The sequence below is a fragment of the Pseudomonas sp. MF06569 genome, assembly GCF_059862735.1.
The window spans coordinates 208319-235090 of sequence record NZ_JCBCUZ010000002.1 but is presented as its reverse complement, the minus strand read 5'-3'; the positions used below and the strand labels follow the sequence as shown (position 1 = coordinate 235090).

At 57.3% G+C, this 26772-nt stretch carries 23 protein-coding genes; 12 read left to right on the top strand and 11 right to left on the bottom strand.

Going from position 1 to position 26772, the window contains the following annotated elements:
• Positions 1–26: 26 nt before the first annotated feature.
• The 3 genes from fadA to AC19YQ_RS03465 form a co-directional block, all read right to left on the bottom strand.
• The gene (gene fadA / locus AC19YQ_RS03475) at positions 27–1202 is read right to left on the bottom strand and encodes an acetyl-CoA C-acyltransferase FadA (protein WP_500594586.1); all 1176 of its coding nucleotides are present in this window, start codon (positions 1200–1202) and stop codon (positions 27–29) included.
• A 27-nt stretch (positions 1203–1229) separates the two neighbouring features.
• A complete protein-coding gene (gene fadB, locus AC19YQ_RS03470; RefSeq protein WP_133077839.1) occupies positions 1230–3377 on the bottom strand; it encodes a fatty acid oxidation complex subunit alpha FadB in 2148 nt (715 codons plus the stop codon).
• A gap of 408 nt (positions 3378–3785) precedes the next feature.
• The gene (locus tag AC19YQ_RS03465; protein ID WP_339474295.1) at positions 3786–4223 is read right to left on the bottom strand and encodes a hypothetical protein; all 438 of its coding nucleotides are present in this window, start codon (positions 4221–4223) and stop codon (positions 3786–3788) included.
• A gap of 103 nt (positions 4224–4326) precedes the next feature.
• On the opposite strand from AC19YQ_RS03465, the gene AC19YQ_RS03460 reads away from it, so the two are divergent.
• Positions 4327–4767, top strand: a complete 441-nt coding sequence (locus AC19YQ_RS03460) for a universal stress protein (RefSeq protein WP_019827477.1) — start codon at positions 4327–4329, stop codon at positions 4765–4767.
• 77 nt (positions 4768–4844) lie between these two features.
• On the opposite strand, the gene AC19YQ_RS03455 is transcribed toward AC19YQ_RS03460, so the two are convergent.
• The gene (locus AC19YQ_RS03455; protein WP_219262488.1) at positions 4845–6761 is read right to left on the bottom strand and encodes an ATP-binding cassette domain-containing protein; all 1917 of its coding nucleotides are present in this window, start codon (positions 6759–6761) and stop codon (positions 4845–4847) included.
• Positions 6762–6975: 214 nt separating this feature from the next.
• On the opposite strand from AC19YQ_RS03455, the gene AC19YQ_RS03450 reads away from it, so the two are divergent.
• A complete protein-coding gene (locus AC19YQ_RS03450; RefSeq protein ID WP_339474298.1) occupies positions 6976–8904 on the top strand; it encodes a transglycosylase SLT domain-containing protein in 1929 nt (642 codons plus the stop codon).
• A gap of 182 nt (positions 8905–9086) precedes the next feature.
• Here AC19YQ_RS03450 and AC19YQ_RS03445 read toward each other — a convergent pair whose 3' ends face one another.
• The 3 genes from AC19YQ_RS03445 to yegS form a co-directional block, all read right to left on the bottom strand.
• Positions 9087–9893 carry an MOSC domain-containing protein gene (locus AC19YQ_RS03445; protein ID WP_133077843.1) on the bottom strand — a complete coding sequence of 269 codons (807 nt, stop codon included), beginning with the start codon at positions 9891–9893 and terminating at the stop codon, positions 9087–9089.
• 71 nt (positions 9894–9964) lie between these two features.
• Positions 9965–10900 carry a chemotaxis protein CheV gene (locus AC19YQ_RS03440; RefSeq protein WP_500594585.1) on the bottom strand — a complete coding sequence of 312 codons (936 nt, stop codon included), beginning with the start codon at positions 10898–10900 and terminating at the stop codon, positions 9965–9967.
• 91 nt (positions 10901–10991) lie between these two features.
• The gene (yegS, locus tag AC19YQ_RS03435; RefSeq protein WP_500594584.1) at positions 10992–11888 is read right to left on the bottom strand and encodes a lipid kinase YegS; all 897 of its coding nucleotides are present in this window, start codon (positions 11886–11888) and stop codon (positions 10992–10994) included.
• A gap of 158 nt (positions 11889–12046) precedes the next feature.
• Here yegS and AC19YQ_RS03430 point away from each other — a divergent pair, with 158 nt between their 5' ends.
• The gene (locus AC19YQ_RS03430) at positions 12047–13495 is read left to right on the top strand and encodes a mannose-1-phosphate guanylyltransferase/mannose-6-phosphate isomerase (RefSeq protein WP_500594583.1); all 1449 of its coding nucleotides are present in this window, start codon (positions 12047–12049) and stop codon (positions 13493–13495) included.
• A gap of 75 nt (positions 13496–13570) precedes the next feature.
• Here AC19YQ_RS03430 and AC19YQ_RS03425 read toward each other — a convergent pair whose 3' ends face one another.
• Positions 13571–14797 carry a molybdopterin molybdotransferase MoeA gene (locus AC19YQ_RS03425; RefSeq protein ID WP_133077847.1) on the bottom strand — a complete coding sequence of 409 codons (1227 nt, stop codon included), beginning with the start codon at positions 14795–14797 and terminating at the stop codon, positions 13571–13573.
• Positions 14781–15320, bottom strand: coding sequence for a molybdenum cofactor biosynthesis protein B (gene moaB, locus AC19YQ_RS03420; protein ID WP_500594582.1), 540 nt, complete (start codon positions 15318–15320; stop codon positions 14781–14783). The genes AC19YQ_RS03425 and moaB overlap by 17 nt, the downstream gene beginning before the upstream one ends.
• A 78-nt stretch (positions 15321–15398) precedes the next feature.
• On the opposite strand from moaB, the gene mobA reads away from it, so the two are divergent.
• Together mobA and AC19YQ_RS03410 are read left to right on the top strand one after the other, a co-directional pair.
• The gene (mobA, locus tag AC19YQ_RS03415) at positions 15399–15968 is read left to right on the top strand and encodes a molybdenum cofactor guanylyltransferase MobA (protein ID WP_500594581.1); all 570 of its coding nucleotides are present in this window, start codon (positions 15399–15401) and stop codon (positions 15966–15968) included.
• Positions 15969–16072: 104 nt separating this feature from the next.
• A complete protein-coding gene (locus tag AC19YQ_RS03410; protein WP_133077850.1) occupies positions 16073–16294 on the top strand; it encodes a YgdI/YgdR family lipoprotein in 222 nt (73 codons plus the stop codon).
• A gap of 74 nt (positions 16295–16368) precedes the next feature.
• Here the strand turns inward: AC19YQ_RS03410 and AC19YQ_RS03405 are convergent, their stop codons facing one another.
• Together AC19YQ_RS03405 and AC19YQ_RS03400 are read right to left on the bottom strand one after the other, a co-directional pair.
• Positions 16369–17259: a pseudouridine synthase gene (locus tag AC19YQ_RS03405; protein ID WP_500594580.1), complete on the bottom strand. Its 891-nt coding sequence runs from the start codon at positions 17257–17259 to the stop codon at positions 16369–16371.
• Positions 17260–17326: 67 nt separating this feature from the next.
• Positions 17327–17563 (bottom strand): glutaredoxin family protein, encoded by a 237-nt coding sequence (locus AC19YQ_RS03400; protein ID WP_046809656.1) that lies wholly within the window; start codon positions 17561–17563, stop codon positions 17327–17329.
• 210 nt (positions 17564–17773) lie between these two features.
• Here AC19YQ_RS03400 and AC19YQ_RS03395 point away from each other — a divergent pair, with 210 nt between their 5' ends.
• The 7 genes from AC19YQ_RS03395 (at position 17774) to AC19YQ_RS03365 (ending at position 26761) form a co-directional block, all read left to right on the top strand.
• The gene (locus AC19YQ_RS03395; protein WP_339474305.1) at positions 17774–19507 is read left to right on the top strand and encodes a cation:proton antiporter; all 1734 of its coding nucleotides are present in this window, start codon (positions 17774–17776) and stop codon (positions 19505–19507) included.
• Between the two features lie 141 nt (positions 19508–19648).
• Entirely contained in the window at positions 19649–19963 is a 315-nt protein-coding gene (locus AC19YQ_RS03390) for an ElaB/YgaM/YqjD family protein (RefSeq protein ID WP_339474306.1), read from the top strand.
• Position 19964: 1 nt separating this feature from the next.
• Positions 19965–20339, top strand: a complete 375-nt coding sequence (locus tag AC19YQ_RS03385; protein WP_133077854.1) for a phage holin family protein — start codon at positions 19965–19967, stop codon at positions 20337–20339.
• Complete coding sequence (locus AC19YQ_RS03380) at positions 20336–20674, top strand: hypothetical protein (protein ID WP_133077855.1); 339 nt, start codon at positions 20336–20338, stop codon at positions 20672–20674. Before AC19YQ_RS03385 ends, AC19YQ_RS03380 begins: the two co-directional genes overlap by 4 nt.
• A 107-nt stretch (positions 20675–20781) precedes the next feature.
• Positions 20782–22113, top strand: a complete 1332-nt coding sequence (locus tag AC19YQ_RS03375) for a deoxyguanosinetriphosphate triphosphohydrolase (protein ID WP_339474308.1) — start codon at positions 20782–20784, stop codon at positions 22111–22113.
• 389 nt (positions 22114–22502) lie between these two features.
• Positions 22503–23129 (top strand): response regulator transcription factor, encoded by a 627-nt coding sequence (locus tag AC19YQ_RS03370; protein WP_219262499.1) that lies wholly within the window; start codon positions 22503–22505, stop codon positions 23127–23129.
• 8 nt (positions 23130–23137) lie between these two features.
• Positions 23138–26761, top strand: a complete 3624-nt coding sequence (locus tag AC19YQ_RS03365; protein ID WP_500594579.1) for a transporter substrate-binding domain-containing protein — start codon at positions 23138–23140, stop codon at positions 26759–26761.
• The last annotated feature ends 11 nt before the right edge of the window (positions 26762–26772 follow it).

Sequence of the window (26772 nt, the reverse complement as noted above, 5' to 3'; positions counted from 1 at the left end):
GGCCCCGGCTTCCATCAACGCAACGCTTAGACGCGTTCGAAGACGGTGGCAATGCCCTGGCCAAGACCAATGCACATGGTGGACAACCCGAAAGTGCCGCCATTTTGCTTCATTACATTGAGCAAAGTGCCGGAGATACGAGCACCCGAGCACCCAAACGGGTGACCCAGAGCGATGGCACCGCCGTGCAGGTTAACCTTCTCATTCATCTTGTCGAGCACTTTCAAATCTTTCAGCACTGGCAGGGCCTGTGCAGCGAAAGCTTCGTTGAGCTCAATGAAGTCGATATCGGCCATATTCAAGCCTGCACGCTTCAATGCTTTTTGTGTAGCCGGTACTGGACCATAGCCCATGATCGCAGGATCCACACCCGCAACTGCCATCGAGCGGATCACTGCCAGCGGCTCAAGCCCCAGGTCTTTTGCACGCTGGGCAGACATCACGATCATGCATGAAGCACCATCGGTGATTTGCGACGAAGTGCCCGCAGTCACGGTACCGCCTTTAGGGTTGAACGCAGGTTTCAACGCCGCCAGGCTTTCCAGGGTGGTATCTGGACGAATAGTTTCATCGTAGTCGAAAACTTTCAGGAAACCGTTTTCGTCGTAACCCTGCATCGGGATGATTTCGTCTTTGAACTTGCCTTCTACCGTCGCCTTGTGGGCGAGCTGGTGAGAACGCACAGCAAATGCATCCTGCTGTTCGCGGGTGATGCCGTGCATCTTGCCCAGCATTTCAGCGGTCAAACCCATCATGCCCGAGGCTTTTGCCGCGTACAGCGACATGTGCGGGTTAGGGTCGACACCGTGCATCATGCTCACGTGACCCATATGCTCGACGCCGCCCACCACGAAAACGTCACCATTACCGGTCATGATCGCTTGCGCCGCCGTGTGCAGGGCGCTCATGGACGAGCCGCACAGGCGGCTCACGGTCTGTGCAGCCGAGGTGTGCGGGATCTGGGTCATCAGCGACGCCATGCGCGCAATGTTCCAGCCTTGCTCCAGGGTCTGGTTCACACAGCCCCAGATCACGTCTTCCACTTCACCCGGGTCAACCTTGCTGTTGCGCTCCAGCACTTTACTGATCAGGTGCGCAGACATGTCTTCAGCACGGGTGTTGCGGTACATGCCACCCTTGGAGCGGCCCATCGGGGTGCGACCGAAGTCTACAATCACCACGTCTCTAGGATTCAAGCTCATAATTTCACTCTCACTCTAATGGGGCGCTTAACCGAAGAAGCTCTGGCCGTTCTTGGCCATCTCACGCAGCTTCGCAGTCGGGTGGTACAGCGCGCCCAGTTCAGCGTACTGATCGGCCAGGGCCACGAACTCTGCAACACCGATCGAATCGATGTAGCGCAGCGCGCCGCCACGGAACAGCGGGAAGCCAATGCCATAGACCAGGCCCATGTCAGCCTCGGCTGCGGTTTCAACGATGCCGTCTTCCAGGCAACGCACGGTTTCAAGACACAGCGGGATCATCATCCAGTTGATGATGTCTTCGTCGGTCACGTCGCGCTGCTCGTAGACGATAGGCTTGAGGACCTCAAGCACGCTCGAATCAACGATTTTCTTCTGCTTGCCGCGCTTGTCTTCTTCGTAGGCGTAGAAGCCCTTGCCGTTCTTCTGACCCAGGCGCTTGGCCTCGTACAGAGCGTCAATCGCCGAACGACGGTCGTCTTTCATGCGGTCCGGGAAGCCTTCGGCCATAACGTCGCGACCGTGGTGACCGGTGTCGATGCCGACCACGTCCATCAGGTACGCCGGGCCCATTGGCCAACCGAATTTTTCCATCACTTTGTCGATACGCACAAAGTCGACACCGGCGCTGACCAGCCTGGCGAAACCGCCGAAGTACGGGAACAGGACGCGGTTGACCAGGAAGCCCGGGCAGTCGTTGACCACGATCGGGTTCTTGCCCATTTTCTTGGCATAGGCAACGGTGGTTGCTACGGCCAGATCGCTGGACTTCTCGCCACGAATCACTTCAACCAGCGGCATCATGTGCACCGGGTTGAAGAAGTGCATGCCGACGAAGTTTTCCGGACGCTTGAGGGCCTTGGCCAGCAGGCTGATGGAAATGGTCGAGGTGTTGGAAGCCAAAATGGCGTCTTCGCGAACGTGATTTTCCACTTCCGCCAGTACAGCCTGCTTGACCTTCGGGTTCTCGACTACCGCTTCGACCACAAGGTCGACGTTACCGAAATCGCCGTATGACAAAGTAGGACGAATGCCGTTCAGCACTTCGGCCATTTTCGCCGGTGTCATGCGACCCTTATCAACGCGACCTACCAGCAGCTTGGCAGCCTCGGCCAGCCCCTGCTCGATGCCGTGCTCGTTGATGTCTTTCATCAGGATCGGCGTACCTTTGGAGGCCGACTGATAGGCAATACCGCCACCCATGATGCCTGCGCCCAGAACGGCTGCCTGCTTCACGTCTTTGGCAATCTTGTCGTAGATCTTGGCTTTTTTCTTCAGCTCCTGATCGTTCAGGAACAGGCCGATCAGGCATTGCGAAGCTGAGGTTTTTGCAAGCTTGGCGAAACCTGCGGCTTCCACTTCCAGCGCCTTGTCACGACCGAAGTTCGCGGCTTTCTGGATGGTCTTGATCGCTTCAACCGGGGCCGGGTAGTTCGGGCCAGCCTGGCCGGCCACAAAACCTTTAGCGGTTTCGAAAGCCATCATTTGTTCGATTGCGTTCAGCTTGAGTTTTTCAAGCTTGGGTTGACGCTTGGCCTTGTAATCCAGTTCGCCACTGATGGCGCGCTTGATCAGGTCCAGCGCTGCAGCGCCCAGTTTGTCAGCCGTTACCACAGCATCTACGGCGCTCACTTTCAGAGCGTCTTCGGCGCGGTTTTCCTTACCGGAAGCAATCCACTCAACCGCGTTATCAACGCCAATCAGGCGCGGCAGACGTACGGTACCGCCAAAGCCCGGATAGATACCCAGCTTGACTTCCGGCAGGCCGATTTTGGCGCTGTCCGCCATGACCCGGAAGTCAGCAGCCAGACACATTTCCAGACCGCCACCCAACGCGATGCCATTGATGGCCGCGACGGTGGGTACGTTGAGGTCTTCAAAATCGCTGAAGATCCTGTTGGCTTCGAGGTTGCCAGCGATCAGCTCGGCATCCGGCAACTTGAAGTTTTCGACGAACTCGGTGATGTCGGCGCCAACGATAAAGACGTCTTTACCACTGGAAACGATGACACCCTTGACCGAAGCATCTGCCTTGATCGCATCTACAGCCTGACGCAACTCGTTCAGGGTTAGACGGTTGAATTTGTTGACGGACTCACCCTTGAGGTCGAACTTCAGTTCGACGATGCCACTTTCAAGAGCCGTAACCGTGATGGCTTTACCTTCGTAAATCATCAACTGATCTCCAGGATATGGAAGCTGAACAGTACACGTCAGAAGCTAGCGTCTGGCTGTCACTGACCTTTGTGTCAATGCTGTTGCCAATCCGCCAGGCACACCCGCCAACGCGATAATCGGGATTGAAAATGAGAGCTGTCTTACATGACAAACGCTCAATTCATACGCCCGTTTGATTTGGGTGTCGACACCTTCAGGGAAAAGCGATCGATTGTCAATTGTCCGAAACAACGATGACAAAACGACCCGGCAGTCAGTTTAGACACCTGCGGTACGAGTGCTCGAAACCATTGAAGCGCCTTGCAGGTGAAAATTGTGGGAGCGGGCTTGCTCGCGATTCAGACGACGCGGTTTGTCCGCCACACCACGCCGATTCCATCGCGAGCAAGCCCGCTCCCACAAAGGTCATGCCAGCGCCTTGAGCACCTCATCAATCGCCTTGAGCACCTGAGCCTCACCCTTCTCGCCCCACACCAGCACAATCATCTGTGCATCGGCCTCAACTTTGTAAACATTGGCCGGCAGCTTTTTGAACTGCGTCAGCAGGCGTTCATCTTCACATTCTTCCTGCCAGCGATTGAGCCATTTTCCAGGTGCCGATTGCCAATAGCACCAAACATCAGGCTTAGTACTGCGGCGCGGGCGATGGTACTGCGCGCAGGAACCGGGCGGCTGGGGCTCAAGCCAGTACGGCCATTCCTGAGGCGCCAGCTGCATGGACAAACCAATGCGCCGTGCCTCCATGCGCAAATCCATACGCCCACTCTGCCCCCGGGAAGGCCGCAACCAGGCCAGGGGACTCAGAACCAGCGCCAGGATTGACACCACTATCCATACCGTCATATCTGTACTCTCATTACGTGATAAACGAGTGACCCGGACTTGAACCAAGGCTCTGGAAAAGGGCCATACTCATAACTAATCGCCATCTACAGGAGCACCCCACATGCCCTACGAACATATTTTGGTCGCTGTTGACCTGACCGACGAATGTGACCCCGTGATCAATCGCGCCAGCGAAAGCGCCAAGGCTAACGGTGCCAAACTGTCACTGATACATATCGTCGAGCCGATGGCGATGGCGTTTGGCGGCGACGTGCCCATGGATCTCTCGCAACTGCAGCAACAACAGTTCGATCAGGCCAAGGAGCGCCTTGAGCGGCTGATCGCCAAATACCCGCAACTGCACAAGGATTACTGCCACCTGAACTACGGTCAGCCGCGCCAGGAAATCCATGCCTTGGCCAAAGCACAAAAATGCGACCTGATCGTGGTCGGCAGCCACGGCCGTCACGGCCTCGCCCTGTTGCTGGGCTCCACCGCCAACGACGTACTGCATGGCGCTCCGTGCGACGTACTGGCAGTCAGCCTGAAAAAACCTGACTAAGTTTATCTGCATGTAACAACAAAAAAGCCCGGCACCTTGTTAAAGGGCCGGGCTTTTTCAGTTCAGCACGCAGTCAATCAGGCATCCAGCTCAGCCCAGCGCTCAACCAGTTGCTCAAGCTCGGCTTGCAACGTTTCAAGCTTGGCAATGACTTCTGCAGTTTTGGCAGCAGGCAACTGATAGAAACCCGCATCAGCCATCTCTGCTTCAACCGCAGCAATTGCCTGTTCTTTCGCGTCGATATCCGCCGGCAACGATTCCAGCTCACGCTGCAACTTGTAGCTCAGCTTCTTTTTCGCGGCAGGAGCAGGTTGTGCGGCCACAGGAGCCGGCGCAGCCTCGACCACGGCCGAGTTCAGGTCGGCCTTGCCGGACTTGCTCTCGGTCACGCCCAGCAGACGCGGCGAACCGCCCTGGCGCAGCCAGTCCTGATAACCGCCCACGTACTCGCGAACCTTGCCTTCGCCCTGGAAAACCAGGGTGCTGGTGACCACGTTGTCGAGGAATGCCCGGTCGTGACTGACCATCAACACGGTGCCCTTGAAGGTCAGCAAGACCTCTTCGAGCAGCTCCAGGGTTTCAACGTCCAGGTCGTTGGTAGGCTCATCGAGCACCAGCAGGTTGGCTGGCTTGCTGAACAGCTTGGCCAGCAACAGACGCGCACGCTCACCACCCGACAGCGCCTTGACCGGCGTGCGGGCACGCTGAGGGCTGAACAGGAAGTCACCCAGGTAGCTGAGTACATGGCGGCTCTGACCGTCGATATCGATAAAGTCGCGGCCTTCAGCCACGTTATCGATCACGGTTTTTTCCAGATCCAGCTGATGACGCAACTGATCGAAGTAAGCCACGTCGATGCGTGTACCTTCCTCAACCGTGCCCTCGGTCGGTACCAGGCCGCCCAGCATCAGCTTCAGCAGCGTGGTTTTACCTGTACCGTTGGCACCCAGCAGACCGATACGGTCGCCACGCTGGAGCACCATCGAGAAGTCCTTGAGCAGGAACGGGCCACCCGGGTGAGCAAAGCTGACGTTTTCCAGCACCATCACTTGCTTGCCGGACTTGTCTGCCGTATCCAGCTGGATGTTGGCCTTGCCGGTACGCTCGCGACGCTCGCTGCGCTCTACGCGCAATTCCTTCAGGGCGCGTACACGGCCTTCGTTACGGGTGCGACGGGCCTTGATACCCTGACGGATCCACACTTCTTCCTGGGCCAGACGCTTGTCGAACAGCGCGTTGGCTGTCTCTTCAGCAGCCAGGGTGGCTTCCTTGTGGACCAGGAAGCTGGCGTAGTCGCCGTTCCAGTCGATCAGGCCGCCACGGTCCAGTTCCAGAATCCGGGTGGCCAGATTTTGCAGGAATGAACGGTCGTGGGTAATAAACAGAACCGCGCCCTGGAAGTCCTTCAAGGCCTCTTCCAGCCACGCGATTGCGCCGATATCCAGGTGGTTGGTCGGTTCGTCGAGCAGCAGCAAGTCCGGTTCGGAAACCAGTGCTTGCGCCAGCAGGACGCGGCGACGCCAGCCACCGGACAATTCGGCGAGGGTTTTGTCGGCAGGCAACTGCAGACGGCTCAGGGTGCTGTCTACCAATTGCTGCAAGCGCCAGCCATCACGGGCTTCGAGGTCTTGCTGAACATGCATCAGCTTGTCCAGGTCAGCATCGGTCACGATGTTCTGGCTCAGGTGATGGTACTGGGCCAGCAACTCGCCAACACCGTCCAGGCCTTCGGCCACAACGTCGAACACGGTCCGCTCGTCGGCTACCGGCAACTCTTGCGGCAATTCGCCAATCTTGAGGCCGGGCGCGCGCCAAACAGAGCCGTCATCGGGTTTTTGATCACCTTTGACCAGCTTCATCATGCTGGACTTGCCGGTACCGTTGCGGCCGATGATGCACACCCGCTCTCCACGGGCGATCTGCCAGGACACCTTGTCCAACAACGGCATAGAGCCGAAAGCAAGGGACACATCGCTGAATTTGAGCAGGGTCATGAGCTTCTCCAAAAACTGGGCGCGCATTCTACCTGATTTAACCCCTTGGGCGGCCGGGTATTTCTTGTACGGCCCCCGCTCCCCTTCATTTAGTGCCAAGTTGCACCGGTTAACCGGCAAGGCTTTCACGTGCTGCTGGCAAAAGGCTAAGCTAGGAAATAATCAGTGCAGGCCAGACCTGCGCTCGTCGCGTTTTTATCAGTACGGAAGCCTCATGCGCAGTCGTCTCTTCAATTTTTTATCCTGCCTGCTTCTCACCAGCTGTGCCGTGCAAGCCGCCCATGGCGCAGACCTGACTCAACAACGCCAACTTTACGACCAGGCCAAGCGTGCCTTGGCCAAGGGTGACTCCGGCCCTTACTTTCAAAGTGCCGCGGCCCTGCGCAGCTACCCGCTGACGCCTTATCTTGCCTATGACGAACTGACCGCCCGCCTGAAGTCAGCCAACAACACGGAAATTGAGCAGTTTTTGGCCGAGCACGGCGACCTGCCTCAAGCCAACTGGATGAAACTGCGCTGGTTGCGCTGGCTCGCAGACCGTGGCGACTGGGCAACCTTCGCCAAGTATTACGACCCAAAACTCAACTTCACCGAACTGGACTGCCTCAACGGTCAATATGAGCTGCAACACAACCGCAAGGCCGAAGGCTATGCCAACGCCGAAAAACTGTGGCTGGTCGGTAAAGCGCAGCCAGCCGCATGCGATGCGCTGTTCAGCCAATGGGCCGCCGATGGCCAGTTGACCGAGCAAAAACGCTGGCAGCGGGTCAAGCTTGCCGCCGAAGCGCGCAATTACGCCCTGGCCACCCAACTGGCCAACGGCCTCAATACGCTGGGGCCACAAGCCAGGCTGATGATCGACGTGGCGCAAAAGCCCGACATGCTGAGCCAGCCTTCACGCTTTGCTCCGGCCAGTGAGGCCATGTCTGACGCCGTAGGCCTGGGCCTGCGCCGCCTGGCCCGCCAGGACCCGGAAAAAGCCGCGTCATTGCTCGACACCTACGCCACCAACATGCATTTCTCGCGCGACGAGAAAGTCGCCATTGCACGGGAAATCGGTCTGACATTCGCCCGCCGCTACGACAGTCGCGGCCTGGACATCATGACCAAATATGACCCGGAGCTGCGGGACAACACTGTTACCGAGTGGCGCCTGCGCCTGCTGCTGCGCCTGGGCCGCTGGGAAGACGCCTACCAGCTGACCCGCAAGCTGCCTCAGGACCTGGCAACCACCAGTCGCTGGCGCTACTGGCAGGCCCGCAGCCTTGAGCTGGCCGAACCTAAAAACCCGCAGGCGCAAGTGCTGTTCAAAAAAGTCGCCAACGAGCGTGATTTCTACGGATTCCTGGCCGCCGATCGGGCGCAGACGCCTTATCAGCTCAACAACAGACCGTTGATGCTCAGCCCGCAACTGGTCAAAAAAGTGCGCAACACGCCGGGTGTGCAACGGGCACTGGAGTTCCATGACCGCGGGCAGATCGTCGATGGCCGCCGCGAGTGGTACTACGTCAGCCGCCTGTTCAGCCGCGATGAAATGGTCGCCCAGGCCAAGCTTGCCTACGACCTGAAGTGGTATTTCCCGGCCATTCGAACCATCAGCCAGGCCCAGTACTGGGATGACCTGGATATTCGATTCCCGATGGCCCACCGCGACACCCTGGTGCGTGAAGCCAAACTTCGCGGCCTGCATTCCAGCTGGGTGTTCGCCATTACCCGTCAGGAAAGTGCCTTTATGGATGACGCCCGCTCTGGCGTGGGCGCCAGCGGCCTGATGCAGTTGATGCCAGCCACCGCCAAAGAGACAGCGCGAAAATTCAATATTCCACTGGCATCACCGCAGCAAGTGCTCAATCCGGATAAAAACATCCAGTTGGGTGCCGCTTACCTGAGCCAGGTGCATGGCCAGTTCAACGGCAACCGGGTGCTGGCTTCGGCGGCGTATAACGCAGGGCCCGGCCGTGTTCGGCAGTGGCTCAAGGGCGCCAATCATCTGGGCTTCGACGTCTGGATCGAAAGCATCCCTTTCGACGAAACCCGCCAGTATGTGCAGAACGTGCTGTCTTATTCGGTGATCTACGGGCAGAAGCTCAATGCGCCACAGCCGGTAGTGGACTGGCATGAGCGGTATTTTGATGATCAGTAATGCTGATCCGTGTAGCCGCTGAGGAGCGAAGCGAGGCTGCGTTGGCGTGGTGCGGCACTCCGACGCAGCCGTCGTAAATCAGGTACCGCCGTAACCCAGATAGATTGGGGACTCAGGTTTCGCGACGGCTGCGCCGCCGATCGCAGCCTCGCTCCGCTCCTCAGCGACTACAAGCTGCGGCGTTATTCCAGCACCGTCACCGGCATCCCGACTTCAAGCACGCCACTGCCATCATTCACCAGGTTCTGACCGAACATGATGCCGTCTTCCTGTTTGCGATAAGTCATCAAGGTCGCCAACGGTTCACGCTGCTCATCACGCACACCGGTGTGCGGGTCGATGGTGGTCAGGATGCAGCGCGAGCAGGACTTGACCAGGCGAAACTCGACATCACCAATGCGAATGCGCTTCCAGCCGTCTTCGGCAAAGGCTTCGCTGCCTTCGATCACCAGATTGGGCCGAAAACGCAGCATATCCAGAGGGCGTCCCACCTTGTGTGAAATGTCATCCAGCGACGCCTGACCAATCAGCAAGAGCGGGTAGCCATCGGCAAACGCGACCTTGTCATCATCACGGCCATAGCCGGCCTCAGTGGTACGTGCACGCTCCAGTGGTACATGCACCAGGCGCACTGGCTTTTCGATAAAGCGGCTTAACCAATCGGCGGCGGCATCACCCGCATCCGGCACCCGCAAGGTGTCACGCCAGATGGTGACGCCACGCAGGCCGGTGTCGACATCCGGCACCGCCACATCCAGTGCTTCAAAGCCCCGCGCGTTCAGGGTCAAGCCACCCGAAGCGTTCCAGAGTGCCGAAAGCTGGCTCATTTTGGGGTCGGCGCGCTGGGTAAGAAAACGCCCGCTGGCTTGATCCACCAGCATCCAGCGCCGATCACCGACCAGCCCCAGCTTGTCCAGCCGGGCCTGAGGCAGGCTTTCGCCCTTGCCGGACTTAAGTGGAAAACGATAAAGCGCGCTTAGACGCAGCATGGCTCATGCTCCCTGCAAGGTAAAAAAAGCCACAGTATACGAGCAGATCACCCATGAAAAGACACAAGGTTTCACGCAGGGACTTGATCCAGTATCAAGCGCTGGCGGACAACATCCACCAGTTTGTCCGGCTGAAATTTGGACAGGAAGTTGTCGCAACCCACCTTTTTAACCATCGACTCATTGAAGCTGCCTGACAGAGAGGTGTGCAGCACCACATACAAATCTCGCAAACGCGGGTCGTTTCGGATCTCGGTGGTCAGACGGTATCCGTCCATTTCCGGCATTTCGGCATCGGTGAAAATCATCAGCAACTTGTCAGTCACGACCTGGCCGGTGTCGGCCCAGCCCTTGAGCATGTTCAGCGCCTTGAGGCCATCGCTGGCGATGTGCATCTTGATCCCCAACTGTGAAAGCGTTTCGCGTAGCTGGGCCAAGGCGACACTGGAATCGTCGACCAGCAGCACTTCTCGTCCGCGTACCTGTTCGAAGATGGGATCGGCCAGCTTCTCCCGTGAGACTTTGGCGTTGTACGGCACAATTTCGGCCAGGACCTTTTCCACGTCGATGATCTCGACCAGTTGTTCCTCGACCTTGCTGATGGCGGTCAGGTAATGGCTGCGCCCGGCACTGGCGGGCGGCGGCAGAATGGCCTCCCAGTTCATGTTGACGATGCGATCAACCCCGCCCACCAAAAACGCCTGCACCGAGCGGTTGTACTCGGTCACGATAATGGTGCTGTCCGGGCCGGGCACCAAGGCCCGCATGCCAATCGCCCGGGACAGGTCGATCACCGGAAGGGTCTTGCCGCGCAGGTTGACCACGCCACACACGTGGGGATGGCGATGTGGCATGAGCGTCAGTTTGGGGAGCTGCAGGACTTCTTGCACCTTGAACACGTTGATCGCGAACAACTGCCGACCGGCCAGACGAAACATAAGAAGCTCCAGCCGGTTTGCACCCACCAACTGAGTGCGCTGGTCTACCGTATCGAGAATGCCGGCCATGAGTGACTCCTGAGCGTGGGGACTTGATGACTGACGTTATCGGCCGGACTCCCGGAAACTTGATATTGGATAGCCATCAACTAACCCGCAGTCACTCACTGCCCAGCAAAGGCGAGCCCTCGGGCAAGTGAACCTTCAATGCACCCTTGCGCACGGTAAAGCGCATGGCATCACCTTCCAGCGGCTCGCCATCGAGATTCATCGAGAGGCCTTCGGCCGCCTTGATTTCAACCCAGGGCAAACGCGCCCGGACAAACAGGTTATCCAGCCCCCAAACCTCAGCCATCAGGCTTTTCAGGGTGCCTACGATTTCCTGGGGGGCAGGCAAAATACTGATATCGAGCATGCCATCATCGGCCAGGGCATCAGGGCACAGCATTTGCCCGCCTCCCGCCTGGCGACCGTTGCCAATCCCAAGCGCCAGCAGCTCGCCTTTCCAGTGAAAGTCCGGCCCCTGCAACTCGGCGTAGGCGGCATGCAGTTCACTGAAGCGCGTCAGCCCGGTAAACAGGTAGGCCGCGCCGCCCAGCACCTTTTTCAAATCCTCCGAGGTGTTGGCAGTCACCTGACTGCCAAAGCCCCCGGTGGCCATGTTCAAAAACAATTGACCACCCACTTCGCCCAGATCAACGGCCCGGGCTGGCACATTGAGCAAGGCCAAGGCTTCGCTCGGTTCAAGCGACACGCCCGCCGCGCGCGCAAAATCATTGGCCGTGCCTAAAGGCAACGGCACCAGACTGGCCTCGGTATCGGCCAGCGCCATGGCCTCACAAATATCACGCAATGTGCCATCGCCACCGCCCGCAATCAGATGGGTATAACCCGCATCCAGCGCCTCGTGCACCAAACGCTGGGCATCCCCGGCTTCCCATGTCAGGCGTACCGCCAATTCCCACCCGGCCGCACGCTGCTGCTCAACGGCCGCCCGCACCTCTTCATTGAGCGCTTGCTTGCCATGCAGAATCAAAAACGCCTTACCTGCACTCATGTTCCATCCCTCGACAAATTCGGTCTGATAGCTTGGACAACAGCCTTGCAAGAACGACTCATGTACCCGCGATTTAACCTCCACGGGTCGATCAAAGCCGCATAACCCGTCAGACTTCACCCTCTGACAGCAATCCAATGATTCTAGAGGCGTTTTGAATGAGCACACTCGTTCCCTGCATCATCGCCGGTGGCGCTGGCACCCGGCTGTGGCCGGTGTCACGAGAGGCCATGCCAAAGCCCTTCATGTGCTTGCCGGATGGCGAGAGCTTGCTGCAGAAGACCTTCAATCGCGCAATCGGGCTGCGCGACGTGGACCGGTTGTTGACCGTCACCAACCGGGACGTGTTTTTCCGCACCCTCGACGATTATCGTCCACTGAACAACGCAGGCCTGGAGCTGGACTTTATCCTCGAGCCCTTTGGCCGCAACACCGCCCCGGCCATCGCCGCTGCTGCGCTGCACGTTGCCCGGCGTTACGGCGAAGACGCCCAACTGCTGGTGCTGCCCGCCGACCACCTGATTACCGATATTGCCGCCTTCAGCCGGGCGGTAGACCGCGCCCGGCAACTGGCCGACCAGGGCTGGCTGGTGACCTTTGGCATTTTGCCAACCCGGGCTGAAACCGGCTTTGGCTATATCGAAAAAGGCCAGAAGCTGGGCAGCGACGGCTACAAAGTCGAGCGGTTTGTTGAAAAGCCTGAAGCACAGGCGGCCCAGGACTACCTCGAGGGCGGGCTGCATCTATGGAACAGCGGCATGTTTTGCTTGCGTGTCGACAGTGTGCTGCGCGAATTCAAGACTCACGCCCCCCATGTTCTGGCTGCAGTGATCAACTGCCTCGAGCACAGCCAGGTGTTCCAGGGTAAACAGCAGCGCCATCTGGAACTGGATAGCCAGAGCTTTGCCTTGGTGCCCGATATATCCATCGACTACGCACTGATGGAGCACTCGCAAAAAGTCGCCGTAGTGCCCTGCCAGTTGGGCTGGAGCGATATCGGCTCATGGGAGGCGGTGCGTGAATTGAGCCCGGCAGATGCCAATGGCAACCAGTGCAATGGCGAAAACGTGCTGCACGATGTACACAACTGCTACATCGATTCGCCCAAGCGCCTGGTGGGCGGGGTCGGTCTCAATGACCTGATCATTATCGACACGCCGGATGCCCTGCTCGTCGCCGATGCCAGGCGCAGCCAGGACGTCAGGCATATCGCCCAGGCGCTCAAGCTTCAGGGCCACGATGCTTATCGCCTGCACCGAACAGTGACCCGCCCCTGGGGCACTTACACCGTGCTGGAGGAAGGGCCGGGGTTCAAGATCAAGCGCATCGTGGTCAAGCCTCAGGCCGCACTGTCATTGCAAGTCCATCAACAACGCAGCGAACACTGGATCGTAGTCAGCGGCACGGCGCAGGTGACTAATGGCGACCTTGATTTCGTCCTCGGCATCAACGAGTCCACCCTGATCAACCCCGGTAGCCCTCATCGACTGAGCAACGCAGGAGAACAAGATCTGGTGATGATCGAAGTGCAAAGCGGCGCGTATGTGGGCGAAGACGACATCGTGCGCCTGACTGATATTTATGGGCGAGCGCCCCTCACTGAATGACTCGATTGTGTAGCCGCTGGCGCAGGCTGCGATAAGGATCGAAGGGCCTTCGTCAGCGGCTACAGCACGCCAGGCTTACCCCAGCACTTCACTCAACGGGATAAACCCCACCCAGTCGCCTTCAACCAGGGTACGTTCCTCAAGGACTTCCACCAGGCCCTCGGCCCATGCTGCGCTGCGCAAAACCCCCGAACTCTGGTTTTTGTAGATCACCGCACGCCCCTGCTCCAACCGTGCGCGCAAGTATTCGCGGCGATTGCCCGGCTTGGGCCAGACGAACCCGGCAGGCACCTGGAATTTCAGTGGTTCGACGGCTTGCACGCCCTGAAGGCGCAACAGGTACGGCCGTGCCAGCAGCGCGAACGTCACCAGAGTCGACGCAGGATTGCCCGGCAAGCCGATCACCGGCACACCGCGAAAATGTCCGCAGGTCAGGGGTTTGCCCGGTTTGATTGCCAGCTTCCACAAGGCCAGCTCGCCCTCTTCGCGAAGCGCAATACCTAAAAAGTCCGCCTCGCCCACCGACACTCCGCCCGTGGAAAGAATCAGGTCGACCGCCCCCAACTCACCCAGGCGCTGACGGGTTGCAGGCAAGTCATCAGGCAAAATACCCCCATCGACCACTTCGCAGCCCAGTCGCGTGAGCCAGCTGCACAGCAACACGCGGTTGCTGTTGTAGATTTGCCCCGGCCCCAACGGCTGGCCCGGTTCGATCAACTCATCGCCCGTGGACAACACCGCGACTTTGACCCGACGAATCACGTCCAGTGCTGCGCATCCCAAGGACGCTGCCAGGCCCTGTTCAATCGGCCCCAAGCGCGTGCCTGCAGGCAGGACGACCTCACCAACGGTGGTTTCCTGCCCCTGAGGACGAATGTTCTGACCTGTACGCAAGGCATGGGTAAAAACCACTCGACCGTCGGCCTGGACCTGGGCGTTTTCCTGCATCTCGACGCAGTCCGCACCCGCTGGCATCGGTGCGCCAGTAAAGATCCGGGCACAGGTCCCAGGAGCCAGTGGTTCGGGGGCAGCACCGGCAAAAATACGCTGGCTGACCGTTAGCGGCTCGCCCGACCAATCCGCCACATTCAGGGCATACCCGTCCATGGCGCTGTTGGGCCACGGCGGCAGGTCAAGGCTTGAGATCAGGTCATGGGCCAGCACCCGGCCTTCGCTCGCCGCCAGAAGGACCGACTCGGTGTCGCGGATCGGCGCAGCTTCTGCCAGCGCCAGCAGGCGCGCCAACGCCACTTCGACAGGCATCAGCTCGCCCGTACGACCCGGCTTACCCACGGGTGTCACAGGCCGGCGCCTGCTTCAAATGGGCGACGAAGTTGCACGGCCGATGGCGGGAGTCCAGTTGCTCGGCCAAAATCCCGTCCCAGCCGGTGCGTACCGCATTGGTCGAACCCGGCAGGCAGCACACCAGCGTGCCATTGGCCAGACCGGCCAGGGCCCTGGATTGAACGGTCGAAGTGCCGATATCGGCCACCGAGATTTGACGGAACAACTCGCCAAAGCCATCAACCTGTTTATCCAGCAAGCAGCTCACGGCTTCTGGCGTGCTGTCGCGGGCGGTAAACCCGGTGCCGCCGGTAATCAGCACCACTTGCACCTCATCTTCGGCAATCCAGGTGGCGACCTGGGCGCGAATTTTATACAGGTCATCCTTGAGCAATACCCGCGCCGCCAGGGTGTGCCCGGCATCGCTCAGGCGATCGACAAAGACTTGGCCAGAGGTATCGGTTTCGAGGGTTCGGGTGTCACTAACCGTCAGAACAGCGATGTTCAAAGGTACGAAAGATGCATCAACCTTGGCTTTCATAGACGAGGTCCAGTTGTAGGATAAACAGCCCGGTGTTATATCACAGCCCTTCTTTTCGCTGGTTGTGCGGAGTACCGGATGAGCCTGTTTCAATGCTCCATTTTGCTGCTGGCGGGGGGGCGCGGCCAGCGCATGGGCGGCCAGGACAAAGGCCTGGTGACGTGGCGGGGCCAGCCGCTGATCGAGTTCGTGCAGCGCCTCGCCAGACCGCTGAGCGATGACCTGATCATTTCGTGCAATCGCAACCACGAGCAATACGCACCCTACGCCGATCAACTGGTCAGTGATGGCAATGATGACTTTGACGGACCTCTGGCAGGGATACGTGCGGGGCTGGCCGCGGCCCGGAACACGCACATGCTGGTGCTGCCCTGTGACGTACCAAACATTGACAGCGATTTGCTCGTTGCCCTGCTTGACGCAGCCCGCCAGCACCCTGAGCAACCGGTGATGGTGCGCCACGGCGAACAGTGGGAGCCGCTGCTGTGTGTCATCCCGACTGCACTGGCACCTGCCTTCGAAGCCGCCTGGCAGGCGGGTGAGCGCAGTCCGCGAAAAATAATGCTTCAGCTCAATGCACAGGCCTGGCAATGCGCCGAAAATGATCCCCGACTGATCAATTTCAACACCCCGGATTTACTGGAATAAACCGCGCAGGCGTCTGCCAGACACTAGCAATGGAACTTGCAGACGATGTATACGTCTCAGGGACAGTAATCCATAACAGCACATTCACTTGTTGGAGATACACCATGACTCACCGGACTCTCGCCGCCCTTATGCTTGCTGCTGGCCTGGCTGCCCTTGCTGGCTGCTCTTCGCCTTCAGTGATCACACTTAACGACGGCCGTGAAATCCAGACAGTCGATGCGCCAAAGTACGATGATGCCTCGGGTTTCTATCAGTTCGAGCAATTGGACGGCAAAAAAACCCGCATCAACAAAGACCAGATTCGCACCGTAAAAGAGCTGTAATCCGGCTTTGGGGGAGCGAGCAGGCTCGCTCCCCCCTTTTCGTGAACCGCATTCCCCTTGTGCGGATTCTGTTATTACCAGTCCAGCTTGATCCGGCTCTCGAAAAAACGCGCCTCACCCGTCAGCGGGTCTGCAAAGCGCAAGCTCTGGGCCAACAGTTTTAGCGGATTGGCATAGTCATCGACGGCGTCCTTGATCACATCAGGGTAAAACGGATCATTGCAGATCCCTGCCCCCAGGGCTGCCATGTGCACCCGCAACTGATGCTTCTTTCCTGTCACGGGATACAGCGCGTAGCGCCACAAATCACCCTTTTTCTCACAGATATCGACCAAGGTTTCAGTGTTGCTGACGCCCTGCCCTTCTTGCATGCGGAAAAAGGGTTCGCCTTCCACCAAGCGACTTTTGTGCACGCGCGGCAGCTCCAGATCAGGCAAGGCCCGGGCAATTGCCTCGTAACGTTTTTCGATTTTGCGCGTGGGAAATAACGACTGATACGCCGAGCGAGTCTCAGGGTTGGCCGAAAACAGCACCAGGCCAGCCGTGTGCCGGTCTATCCGGTGCAGGGGGACCAGATGAGGGTTATCCAGGGTTCGAATCAAGCGTCGCAACAGCGTTTGCTCAACATATTCGCCCGCAGGGGTCACCGGCAGAAAGTGCGGTTTATCCGCGACAACCAGATGCTCATCGGCATACAGGATGGTTTCCTGCACGGGGATAGGCGTTTCGTTCGGTACTTCGCGAAAGTAGTGAATGCGCAGCCCTTCCTTGTAGGCCAACTGCGCACTGATCGGCGCTCCATTGGCGTCCAGTACCCGGCCACGGGCAATCCGGTCGAGCCACTGATCGCGGCTGATGGCTCGAAAGTGCTCACACAGGCAGTCGAGCACCGTGAGCCAACTGCCCGGCGGCAGGTACAAAGTGCTGGCTTGATGCTCGGCGGCGTTGAAAGGCTGGGGCGACATAGAAACACTCAGGCGATAAATGCAGCTGGCGATTATCGCGCAAAGATCCGGTGAACCCCATCAGGATTTATCCGAGAAAGCTCACCACCTGCTCGGTATCAAACGGCCAGCCCAGCTCTTGGCCAGTGTCAACCCGGCGCAATACGGGGATCAGAAGACCGTAGGTTTCAAACAACGCATCGCTGTCGGCGATATCGACCAGCTCGACCATCAGCCCATGTTCAACCAAAGGCATTAGAATCGCTTCGGCCAGCTCACACAGATGACAGCCCAGGGTGCCGAACAATTGACATTCGGGAGGCATAAATAACGACCTGAGGAATAAAGTGCTCATCTTAAGAGCCTTGCCCGAAGACGTCGACCTGCAGCCGGCACCACCAGTCACTTGGCTGGCCTGGCAATACAATCGCTCTATTGCAGTCCTTGCGACTACGCTTGACCCACATCAGCCCCATCCCTTCTCAATTACCGGATGCTCGCGGCTTTTTTACTCGATCTGACAGGGAAGACTTTCGTGTTTGCCAATTTGCTCATCATCCTTGCCTCGTCACTGGTAGTCATTGCACTGTTCCGGCGCCTGAAACTGCCACCGGTGCTGGGTTATTTGTGTGTTGGCCTGTTCGTCGGCCCCACCGCACTGGACTGGATCAATGACAGCCCGGATCTGCCAGACCTGGCAGAGCTTGGGGTGGTGTTCCTGCTGTTCTCCCTGGGGCTGGAGTTCTCACTGCCCAAGATGCTCAAGCTACGCCGGGTAGTGTTTGGTCTTGGCAGCCTGCAAGTGCTGTGCTCAGCCGTTGCGCTGGGCGGCCTGCTGTATGCGTTTGGCATGAGTCTCAACAGTGCATTTTTACTGGGCGCCGGGCTCGCCTTGTCGTCCACGGCCATCGTGAGCAAAGAGCTTACCAGCCTGGGAGAAATCTTCAGTCGTCACGGCCAGAACGCCATCGGCGTACTGCTGTTTCAGGATGTGGTCGCGGTGCTGCTGCTGACCCTGGTGCCGGTGTTCGCTGGCAGCAGCGATCAGGCCTGGTACTGGGCCTTGCCGATAACCTTGGGCAAGACAGTGATTCTGTTTTTCGGGCTTGTGTTTGCCAGCCGCTTTCTGCTGCCGCGCCTGTTCCACGAAGTAGCCGCATCACGCTCAGCCGAGCTGTTTGTATTGTTGGCGCTGGTGATCGTGCTGCTCACCGCCTGGCTCACTCACCTGCTCGGCCTGTCACCCGCTCTGGGTGCCTTTCTTGCCGGCATGCTGCTGGGCGAAAGCCACTACCGACATCAGATTGAAGCCGATATCCGGCCCTTCCGCGACATCTTGCTGGGCCTGTTTTTCGTCAGTATCGGCATGCTGATTGACCTGCAACTGTTCGTTCACGATGGCTTCCTGATTCTGGGCCTGACACTGGCCCTGATGCTGATCAAGGGCTGCGTGGTTGCACTGCTGGTCAAGCTGCGCGGCAGTGACGGTGAGACGGCCTGGCGCAGTGGCCTGGCACTGGCCCAGGGCGGCGAGTTCTGCTTCGCACTCATGGCCCAAATGCAGCTCAACTCGCTCATTCCCCCAGAGATCGCAGGCTACCTGCTGGCAGCCACTTTCTGTTCAATGCTGCTGACGCCTCTGCTGTTAAGGGCTGCACCGAAAATTGCTGCCAGCTTGCACCGCCAGTCCTATGAAGAGGCCGAACTGGAAGAAATAGCCGCTCAAAGTGCCGAACTGCACGGGCACGTGGTGATGTGTGGCTATGGCCGCGTAGGCCAGTCCATCGGGCGGTTCTTGCGCCGTGAAAACAAGGACTTTGTCGCACTGGACTACGACCCTGACCGCATTCAGGAGGCTACAAAAACGGACAACAGCGTGCACTACGGCGACGCCCGTCGCGGGGATTTACTCCGTGCCGTCGGCGTGGATCGGGCGCGACTGCTGGTGATTGCCGTCGACAACACCGAGGTCGCCATGTGCGTGCTCAAGGAGGCCCGGCTAATCACACTCGAAGTCCCCATCCTGGTCAGAACCCGCGACGACAGCCAACTGGCTGACCTCAAGGCTGCCGGTGCAACTGAAGTGGTTCCCGAATTGCTGGAGTCCAGCCTTATGCTCGCCTCCCACGCACTGATCATGCTTGGGCTGCCTGAAAAAACCGTGCAACGCCGAGTGGATCAAGTGCGTCATGATCGGTATCACTTGCTTGAAGGCTGTTTTGAAAATACAGACTCCCGTGATGCATCCACCCCCCGCGAAAACGATTGATTTAAGCTAAGGTTGGTCCCTGTTCAACACAAACATCCCTTGCCTGCGCCTTGCCAACGCTCATGCGAAGGCGCAGAAGCGAGTGAACCTTCGCCGAAGACCTACACTCGAACGATCATCAAGCCACTAACGGAGTTAATCATGGCCCGCAAAACAGCAAAGAATGCTCAAGAAATACTGATGGCCGATTTCCAGGCCCTGGTGCTTGACGCCGAACGGCTGCTGGAGCACACCGCTTCCCTGGCCGGGGATCAAGCTGAAGAGCTGCGCGCCCAGATCAAGGACAGCCTGTACAAAGCCCGTGAAACACTGGAAGAAACCAAGGAATCGTTGAAAGACCGTGGCGAAGCCGCCGTGATCGCCACTGAAGATTACGTTCAGACTAACCCTTGGCAGTCCGTTGGTATTGCGGCTGGCGTAGGCTTTTTGATTGGCCTGCTGGCAACGCGGCGCTGATATGACAGACGAATCAGGTACCCCCCGTTCCTCACCGCGGCGCCTGGGTGCCGCGTTTCTGGGTCTGTTGCACAGTCATGTCGAGCTGCTGGGCATTGAACTGCAAGAGCAGAAGGCGCGCACGGTCAGCCTGTTGTTGTTTGCCGGCCTGGCACTCGTGTTCGGGCTTCTGCTGTTGATCGGGCTGTCGGCGCTGGTCATGATTTTGCTCTGGGACAGTTACCGCATCCCGGGCATCATCGGGCTTTGTCTGTTTTATACGCTGGCCGCTGTTTTTTGCGGGCTGCGCCTCAAAGCCGCGGTGTTCGATGAATCATCTCCTTTCAACGCCACGCTTGAAGAGCTGGCCAAAGACCGCGAGCGTTTGCTGCCATGAGCCTGCCTGAACTGCCAAAAAACGCCTCACGCCAGGAATTGCGTAAAACACTGATTCGCTTGCGCATGGAAATGCATCGCCAGGAGATTCGTCATGAATCCCAACAGTTGCTGCAGCCCTTGCAAAAAATGCGCGGGATGACCAGCAACTGGCAGGAAACCCTTGGAATCAAGCACGCTCCCCTGTGGGGAGTCGGGATTGTGACCTTGCTCGGTTTTCTGACAGGCAGAGGCGCCAAAAGTAAAAACGCCGAAGGTGCTTCCCGCTGGATAGGCCTGACCACAGGTTTGATACCGCTGATCAAGATGGTTATCCAGGCATCGCGCAAGCCTTGAGCGGCGCAACCACCCTCCTTCATTCTGCAGGACGGGGCTTGCCCCTCTTGCAGCATCCGGCCTGAAGCGAGAAGCTGCGCCATCAGTCATTAACGGAGCACTGCGCCTTGGATTGGCAAACCCTGCTTAATCGCGAACGCTTGGGAAAACCTCATCACAGCCCCGAAGAGCTCGGGCGCAGCCCTTTCCACAAAGATCACGACCGGATTATCTTTTCTGGGGCATTTCGTCGCCTGGGACGCAAAACTCAAGTCCACCCGGTCAACAGCAACGATCATATCCATACCCGCCTCACCCACTCACTCGAAGTCAGCTGTGTCGGTCGTTCACTGGGCATGCGCGTGGGTGAAACAATCCGTAGCGCCTTGCCTGAATGGTGCGATCCGGCCGACCTGGGCATGGTGGTGCAATCGGCCTGCCTGGCCCATGACATTGGCAACCCACCCTTCGGTCACTCCGGAGAGGATGCCATTCGCAACTGGTTTGAACAGGCAGCCAAACGTGGCTGGCTGGACGACATGAGTGACGTTGAACGCAATGATTTCTTGAGTTTCGAAGGCAACGCCCAGGGTTTTCGCGTGCTGACGCAGCTGGAATATCACCAATTTGATGGCGGCACGCGCCTGACCCACGCAACGCTGGGCACCTTCCTCAAGTACCCCTGGACTGCGCGCCACGCTGACTCGCTGGGCTACAAGAAGCACAAGTTCGGGTGCTACCAGAGCGAGCTGCACCTGCTCGAAGGAATCGCCCATAAACTGGGCCTGCCCCAGATAGAAGACCAGCGTTGGGCGCGCCATCCGTTGGTCTACCTGATGGAGGCGGCCGATGACATTTGCTACGCGCTGATCGACCTTGAAGATGGCCTGGAGATGGACCTGCTGCAGTACGCTGAAGTCGAGTCCCTGCTGTTGGATCTGGTGGGTGATGACTTGCCGGAAACCTACCGCCTGCTGGGCCCCGGTGATTCCCGGCGACGCAAGCTGGCCATACTGCGTGGCAAGGCAATCGAGCATCTGACCAACGCTGCCGCCCAGGCCTTTGTCGAACAACAGGATGCGCTGTTGGCCGGCACTCTGCCGGGGGATCTGGTCGAGCACATGCACGGCCCGGCCAAACGCTGTGTACTGGATGCCAAGGACATGGCGCGCAAGAAAATCTTTCAGGACAAACGCAAGACCCTGCATGAAATCGGCGCCTATACCTCTTTGGAAATCCTGCTTAATGCCTTTTGTGGCGCCGCACTGGAGCAGCATGGAGGACGAGTCCCATCATTCAAAAATCGCCGCATTCTCGACTTGTTGGGCAATAACGCACCCGATCCGCACTGGCCACTCCATCGCTCGTTCATGCGCATCATCGATTTTATCGCCGGTATGACCGATAGCTATGCCACCGAAATGGCACGGGCAATGACGGGCCAATCCAGCCCGGGCTGATATTTGTTGCCCGCCCTTGTTCAAAGGGAGGGCATTCATCCTCTCGGACTGATCGTTTCTGCCGACTGCAGGCGCCCATAAACTTTCAACCCAATCAAAAAAAACAACAACCCGAATATAAGAGACACACATAAAACATTATGTAGACACAAAGAAACTTTACGTAGGATTATTCCCATGACAGTGCAAACTTCCTAACCACCACTTTAAACTCACAACTCCAAATACGACTAAAACACTCCACCACTTCAAACAAAGCGTGAGTTCACGCCTGATTTACCGTAGGAAAATTCCCATACTACGCTTGAAGGCATATCGATTCGTGCTCACGCTCTTATATCTGAGCTAAGGTGCGCGCTTTCTATGAATTAGTTTATGGGAGCGTTAATATGAACACCGTTTTTATTGTCGACGACCATCCGGTTATCCGGCTGGCCATTCGAATGTTGTTAGAACATGAAGGTTATGAAATAGTCGGAGAAACCGACAATGGCGTAGATGCAATGCAAATGATCCGGGAGTGCGTGCCAGACCTGATAATTCTCGACATCAGCATTCCAAAACTCGATGGTCTGGAAGTCTTATCACGCTTCAACACAATGAATTCAACACTTAAGACACTGGTCCTTACCGCTCAGTCTCCCAAGCTTTTTGCCATGCGCTGCATGCAATCCGGTGCTGCGGGGTACGTGTGCAAGCAAGAGGAACTGAGTGAACTTGTCAGTGCAATAAAAGCTGTATTTTCCGGCTACAATTACTTTCCAAGCCAAGCATTGACTCCTGAAAAAAATGAAACTGACAACTTCTCGGAAATTGAGCTTTTCAAACAAGTTAATGATCGGGAGCTCATGGTTCTAAAACTGTTTGCACAAGGTAAAACAAACAAGGAAATCGCCACCGGCATGTTCCTCAGCAACAAAACGGTGAGCACTTACAAAAAAAGGCTCATGCAGAAATTAAAAGCCAATTCTCTCGTAGACCTTATCGAACTGGCCAAACGTAACGCCCTGGTGTGAGAAATAGGATGCCCACGCGGTTAAACAAGTATTTATCACTGTTCGCAGGGTTGATCCTGTGTACATCAGTGTTCGCCGAGCCACCCCGCACTGAAACCTTTTCATTGCTCAGCCGCTCGGGCTCCTATCAGATGGACATCCCGCTGAATAAAGCACAGCGCTATTGGCTACAGAACAACCCCGAACTTGTAGTGGGTACGTCCACCGCAGACTACCCGCCCTTCGACATAACCGACAGCGGTCAGGACTACGAAGGTTTCACCGCCGATTACGTTGGCATTCTGGCCAAAGCCCTCAACGTTTCGATAAAAGTTCAGCGTTTTGCTTCCAGAGACGCTGCCATCAAGGCACTTGAAGAGGGACGGATCGACCTGCTCGGCACGTCAAATGGCTTCGAAGCCGCCAACCAGAACCTGTTGCTGTCCACTCCATACGCCATCGATCAGTCCGTACTGGTCACCCGGGAAGGAGAAACTCGCTCGCTCTCCCAAGGACTGGCAGGCTTGCGCCTGAGCATGGTCTACCACTATTTGCCACTCAATGAGGTCAAGGCGCTGTACCCCAAGGCAATCATTCAGTCTTACCCTTCCTATCAAAACGCCATAAACGCTGTGGCTTTCGATCAGGCCGATGTGTTTCTGGGCGACACGGTATCGACCCACTACATGATCAACAAGGGGTATCTGAAGAACATCAAAATGGCCAATTTTGGCAAGCACGAGGCCCACGGTTTCAGTTTTGCCGTACGCCGTGACAATCTGGAACTGCTCGACATCATCAATGCCACGCTCAAGGCCGTGCCCAACAGTGAACAAGAAAGCATTGCCAAACGCTGGAGCGCAGGCAGTGACATTTTACTCTCCGATCAAAAACTGCAACTGACAAACCTGGAAGAACGCTGGCTGGCTCAGCACCCGGTGGTCAAGGTAGTCGTCAACGAGACCCTGGCGCCACTGACCTTCTTTAACGCCAACGGAAATTTCAGAGGCATTACTGCCGATCTGCTGGAGATGATTCGCTTGCGTACAGGGCTGCGCTTCGAGATACAGCGCGCACAAAGCTTCAGATCCATGATCCGGATGATCAATCAACACGAAGTCGACATCATCGCCGCCATCAGCCCTTCGGTGTCCCGGGAGGACACCCTCAACTTCACTCGTCCCTATCTCGTGAACTCATTTGTCCTGCTCACAGCAAAAGGCTATGAACAACCCACAAGCCTTGAGCAGCTGTCGGGTAAAAAACTGGCCTTGCCCCAAGGCAACCCCCTGACCGAATACCTGCGCAGTGAATACCCACAGATAAACCTGATTGAAACCGAGGACATCCATGGCGCCACAGAACTTCTGGCCGATGGCCAGGTGCAAGGTGCGGTCAGCACCTTGGTGATTGCCAATTACTTGCTGAGTTCCGAGCTGTTTCAGGATCGTTTGCAAATCAGCGCCACCATCGGCACCCAACCCGCCACTTTTTCCCTCGCTACGGCACGAGATGCCACCGAGCTGACCTCTATCCTCAACAAGGCACTGTTGAGCATTGCTCCGGATGAGCTGGGCATTATCAACAGCCGCTGGCGTGGGTACATTCCGGCATCGGACAGTTACTGGCGCAATTATCACCGCCTGATCTACCAGATCATCATTGGCACAAGCCTTCTGCTGCTGCTGTCACTGGTCTGGAATGCCTATATGCGGCGTCAGATCCGCCAACGAAAAATGGCTGAACGTGCACTCAGTGATCAGTTCGAGTTCATGCGGGCGCTGGTCGATGGCACGTCTCACCCAATTTATGTGCGTGATCGAGAAGGCATTCTTAAAACCTGTAACAACAGCTACCTGGAAGCTTTTTCAGCCAAGCGAGAAGAAATCATAGGCAAAACGGTGATGCAAACCTGCAGCCTCTTGAACAACACGTATGAAGCCCATGATTATCAGGCCGACTACTTGCGGGTCATGAGTGAAGGCACACCGCTTATCGTTGATCGGCCACTGAATATTGGCGACAAAACGTTCACCATCTACCACTGGATCCTTCCTTATCGGGATTCGCTGGGTGAGGTTCAGGGCATTATCGGAGGCTGGATCGATATCAGTGAACGTCGCCAGCTCCTGGATGAACTCCGCGCTGCAAAAGAGTTGGCCGATGACGCCAACCGGGCCAAAAGCACCTTTCTGGCAACCATGAGCCACGAGATTCGCACACCCATGAACGCGGTGATCGGTTTGCTTGAACTTACCTTGAAGCGTGCCGACCAGGGACATCTGGACCGTCCCTCCATTGAGGTTGCCTACAACTCGGCCAAGGACCTGCTGGAACTGATCGGCGATATTCTCGATATTGCCCGCATCGAATCCGGGCGGCTGAATCTGTCTCCTGAACGCGTCAACCTGCGATGTCTTGCAAGTTCCGTGATCAGGGTTTTTGATGGCCTGGCCCGGCAAAAAAGCCTGACCCTTTCCCTGATATTCAATCCCGAAGACAACGCCCCCGATGTACTGATCGACCCACTTCGATTCAAGCAAATCCTGACCAACCTGATCAGCAATGCAATCAAGTTCACCCAACAAGGCCAGGTAACCCTCGAACTCAACTTGCTACCCACCCACACTGCTGATCAGGTTGAACTCAAGTTAAGTGTCAAAGACACAGGCATCGGCATCAGCAAGGGCGATCAGGCACGCCTGTTTGAACCCTTCGCACAAGTGGAAAACAGCGGGCAACTCGCCCTCAACGGCGCAGGTCTCGGTCTGGTAATTTGCCGCAGCCTGTGCGAAATGATGGGCGGCAGTCTCGAACTGTGCAGCCAACCCCAGGTTGGCACCCTGGTTCAAATATCACTCAAGGTTCCAACCCTGGCACCCTCTCCGATGGTTGCAACGCAAGAACCTGCAATCAATCCGGCGGCTCGCCAACTTAATATTCTGGTAGTCGATGACCATCCCGCGAATCGGTTGCTGATGTGCCAGCAACTGGGATTTTTAGGGCATCGTTTTGCCACAGAACACGATGGTGCATCTGGACTGGAAACCTGGAAAAAGGGTGCATTCGATCTGGTCATTACTGACTGCAACATGCCTGTCATGAACGGCTATGACCTGACTCGAGCCATACGCCAGCATGAGCGGACGCTACAACAACCCCCCTGTACGGTGCTGGGGTTTACTGCAAATGCCCAACCTGAAGAGCGCCAGCGCTGCGAGCAGGCCGGGATGGACGACTGCCTGTTCAAACCCATCAGCCTGACCCTGCTGAGCCAACGAATAACAACCCTTGAGCCACTTTACCCTTGCTCGCAGGTGTTCAACGTTGAATGCCTTTACTCACTTTCAGGACACAACACCGTACAGACCCGACGCTTGCTGGAAGAGCTGATACGCAGTAACCGGCAGGATCTTAAAGCGTTGCTTGAGATTCCTGACAACGGGGAGTTGCAAGCATTTGGCGACATTGCTCACCGGATAAAAGGCGCGGCCCGCATTGTGGGAGCCAATACCCTGATCACGCAGTGTGAAGCGCTGGAGCAGGCAAACCGGGCCAACCTCACCCAGGCTCGCCATCGGGTACAAGGCGCCTTGCAGGAACTCGAACAGGCGTTGACCCGGCAACTTGAAAAGCTGGCTAACAACACCTGAACCGCCGGCTG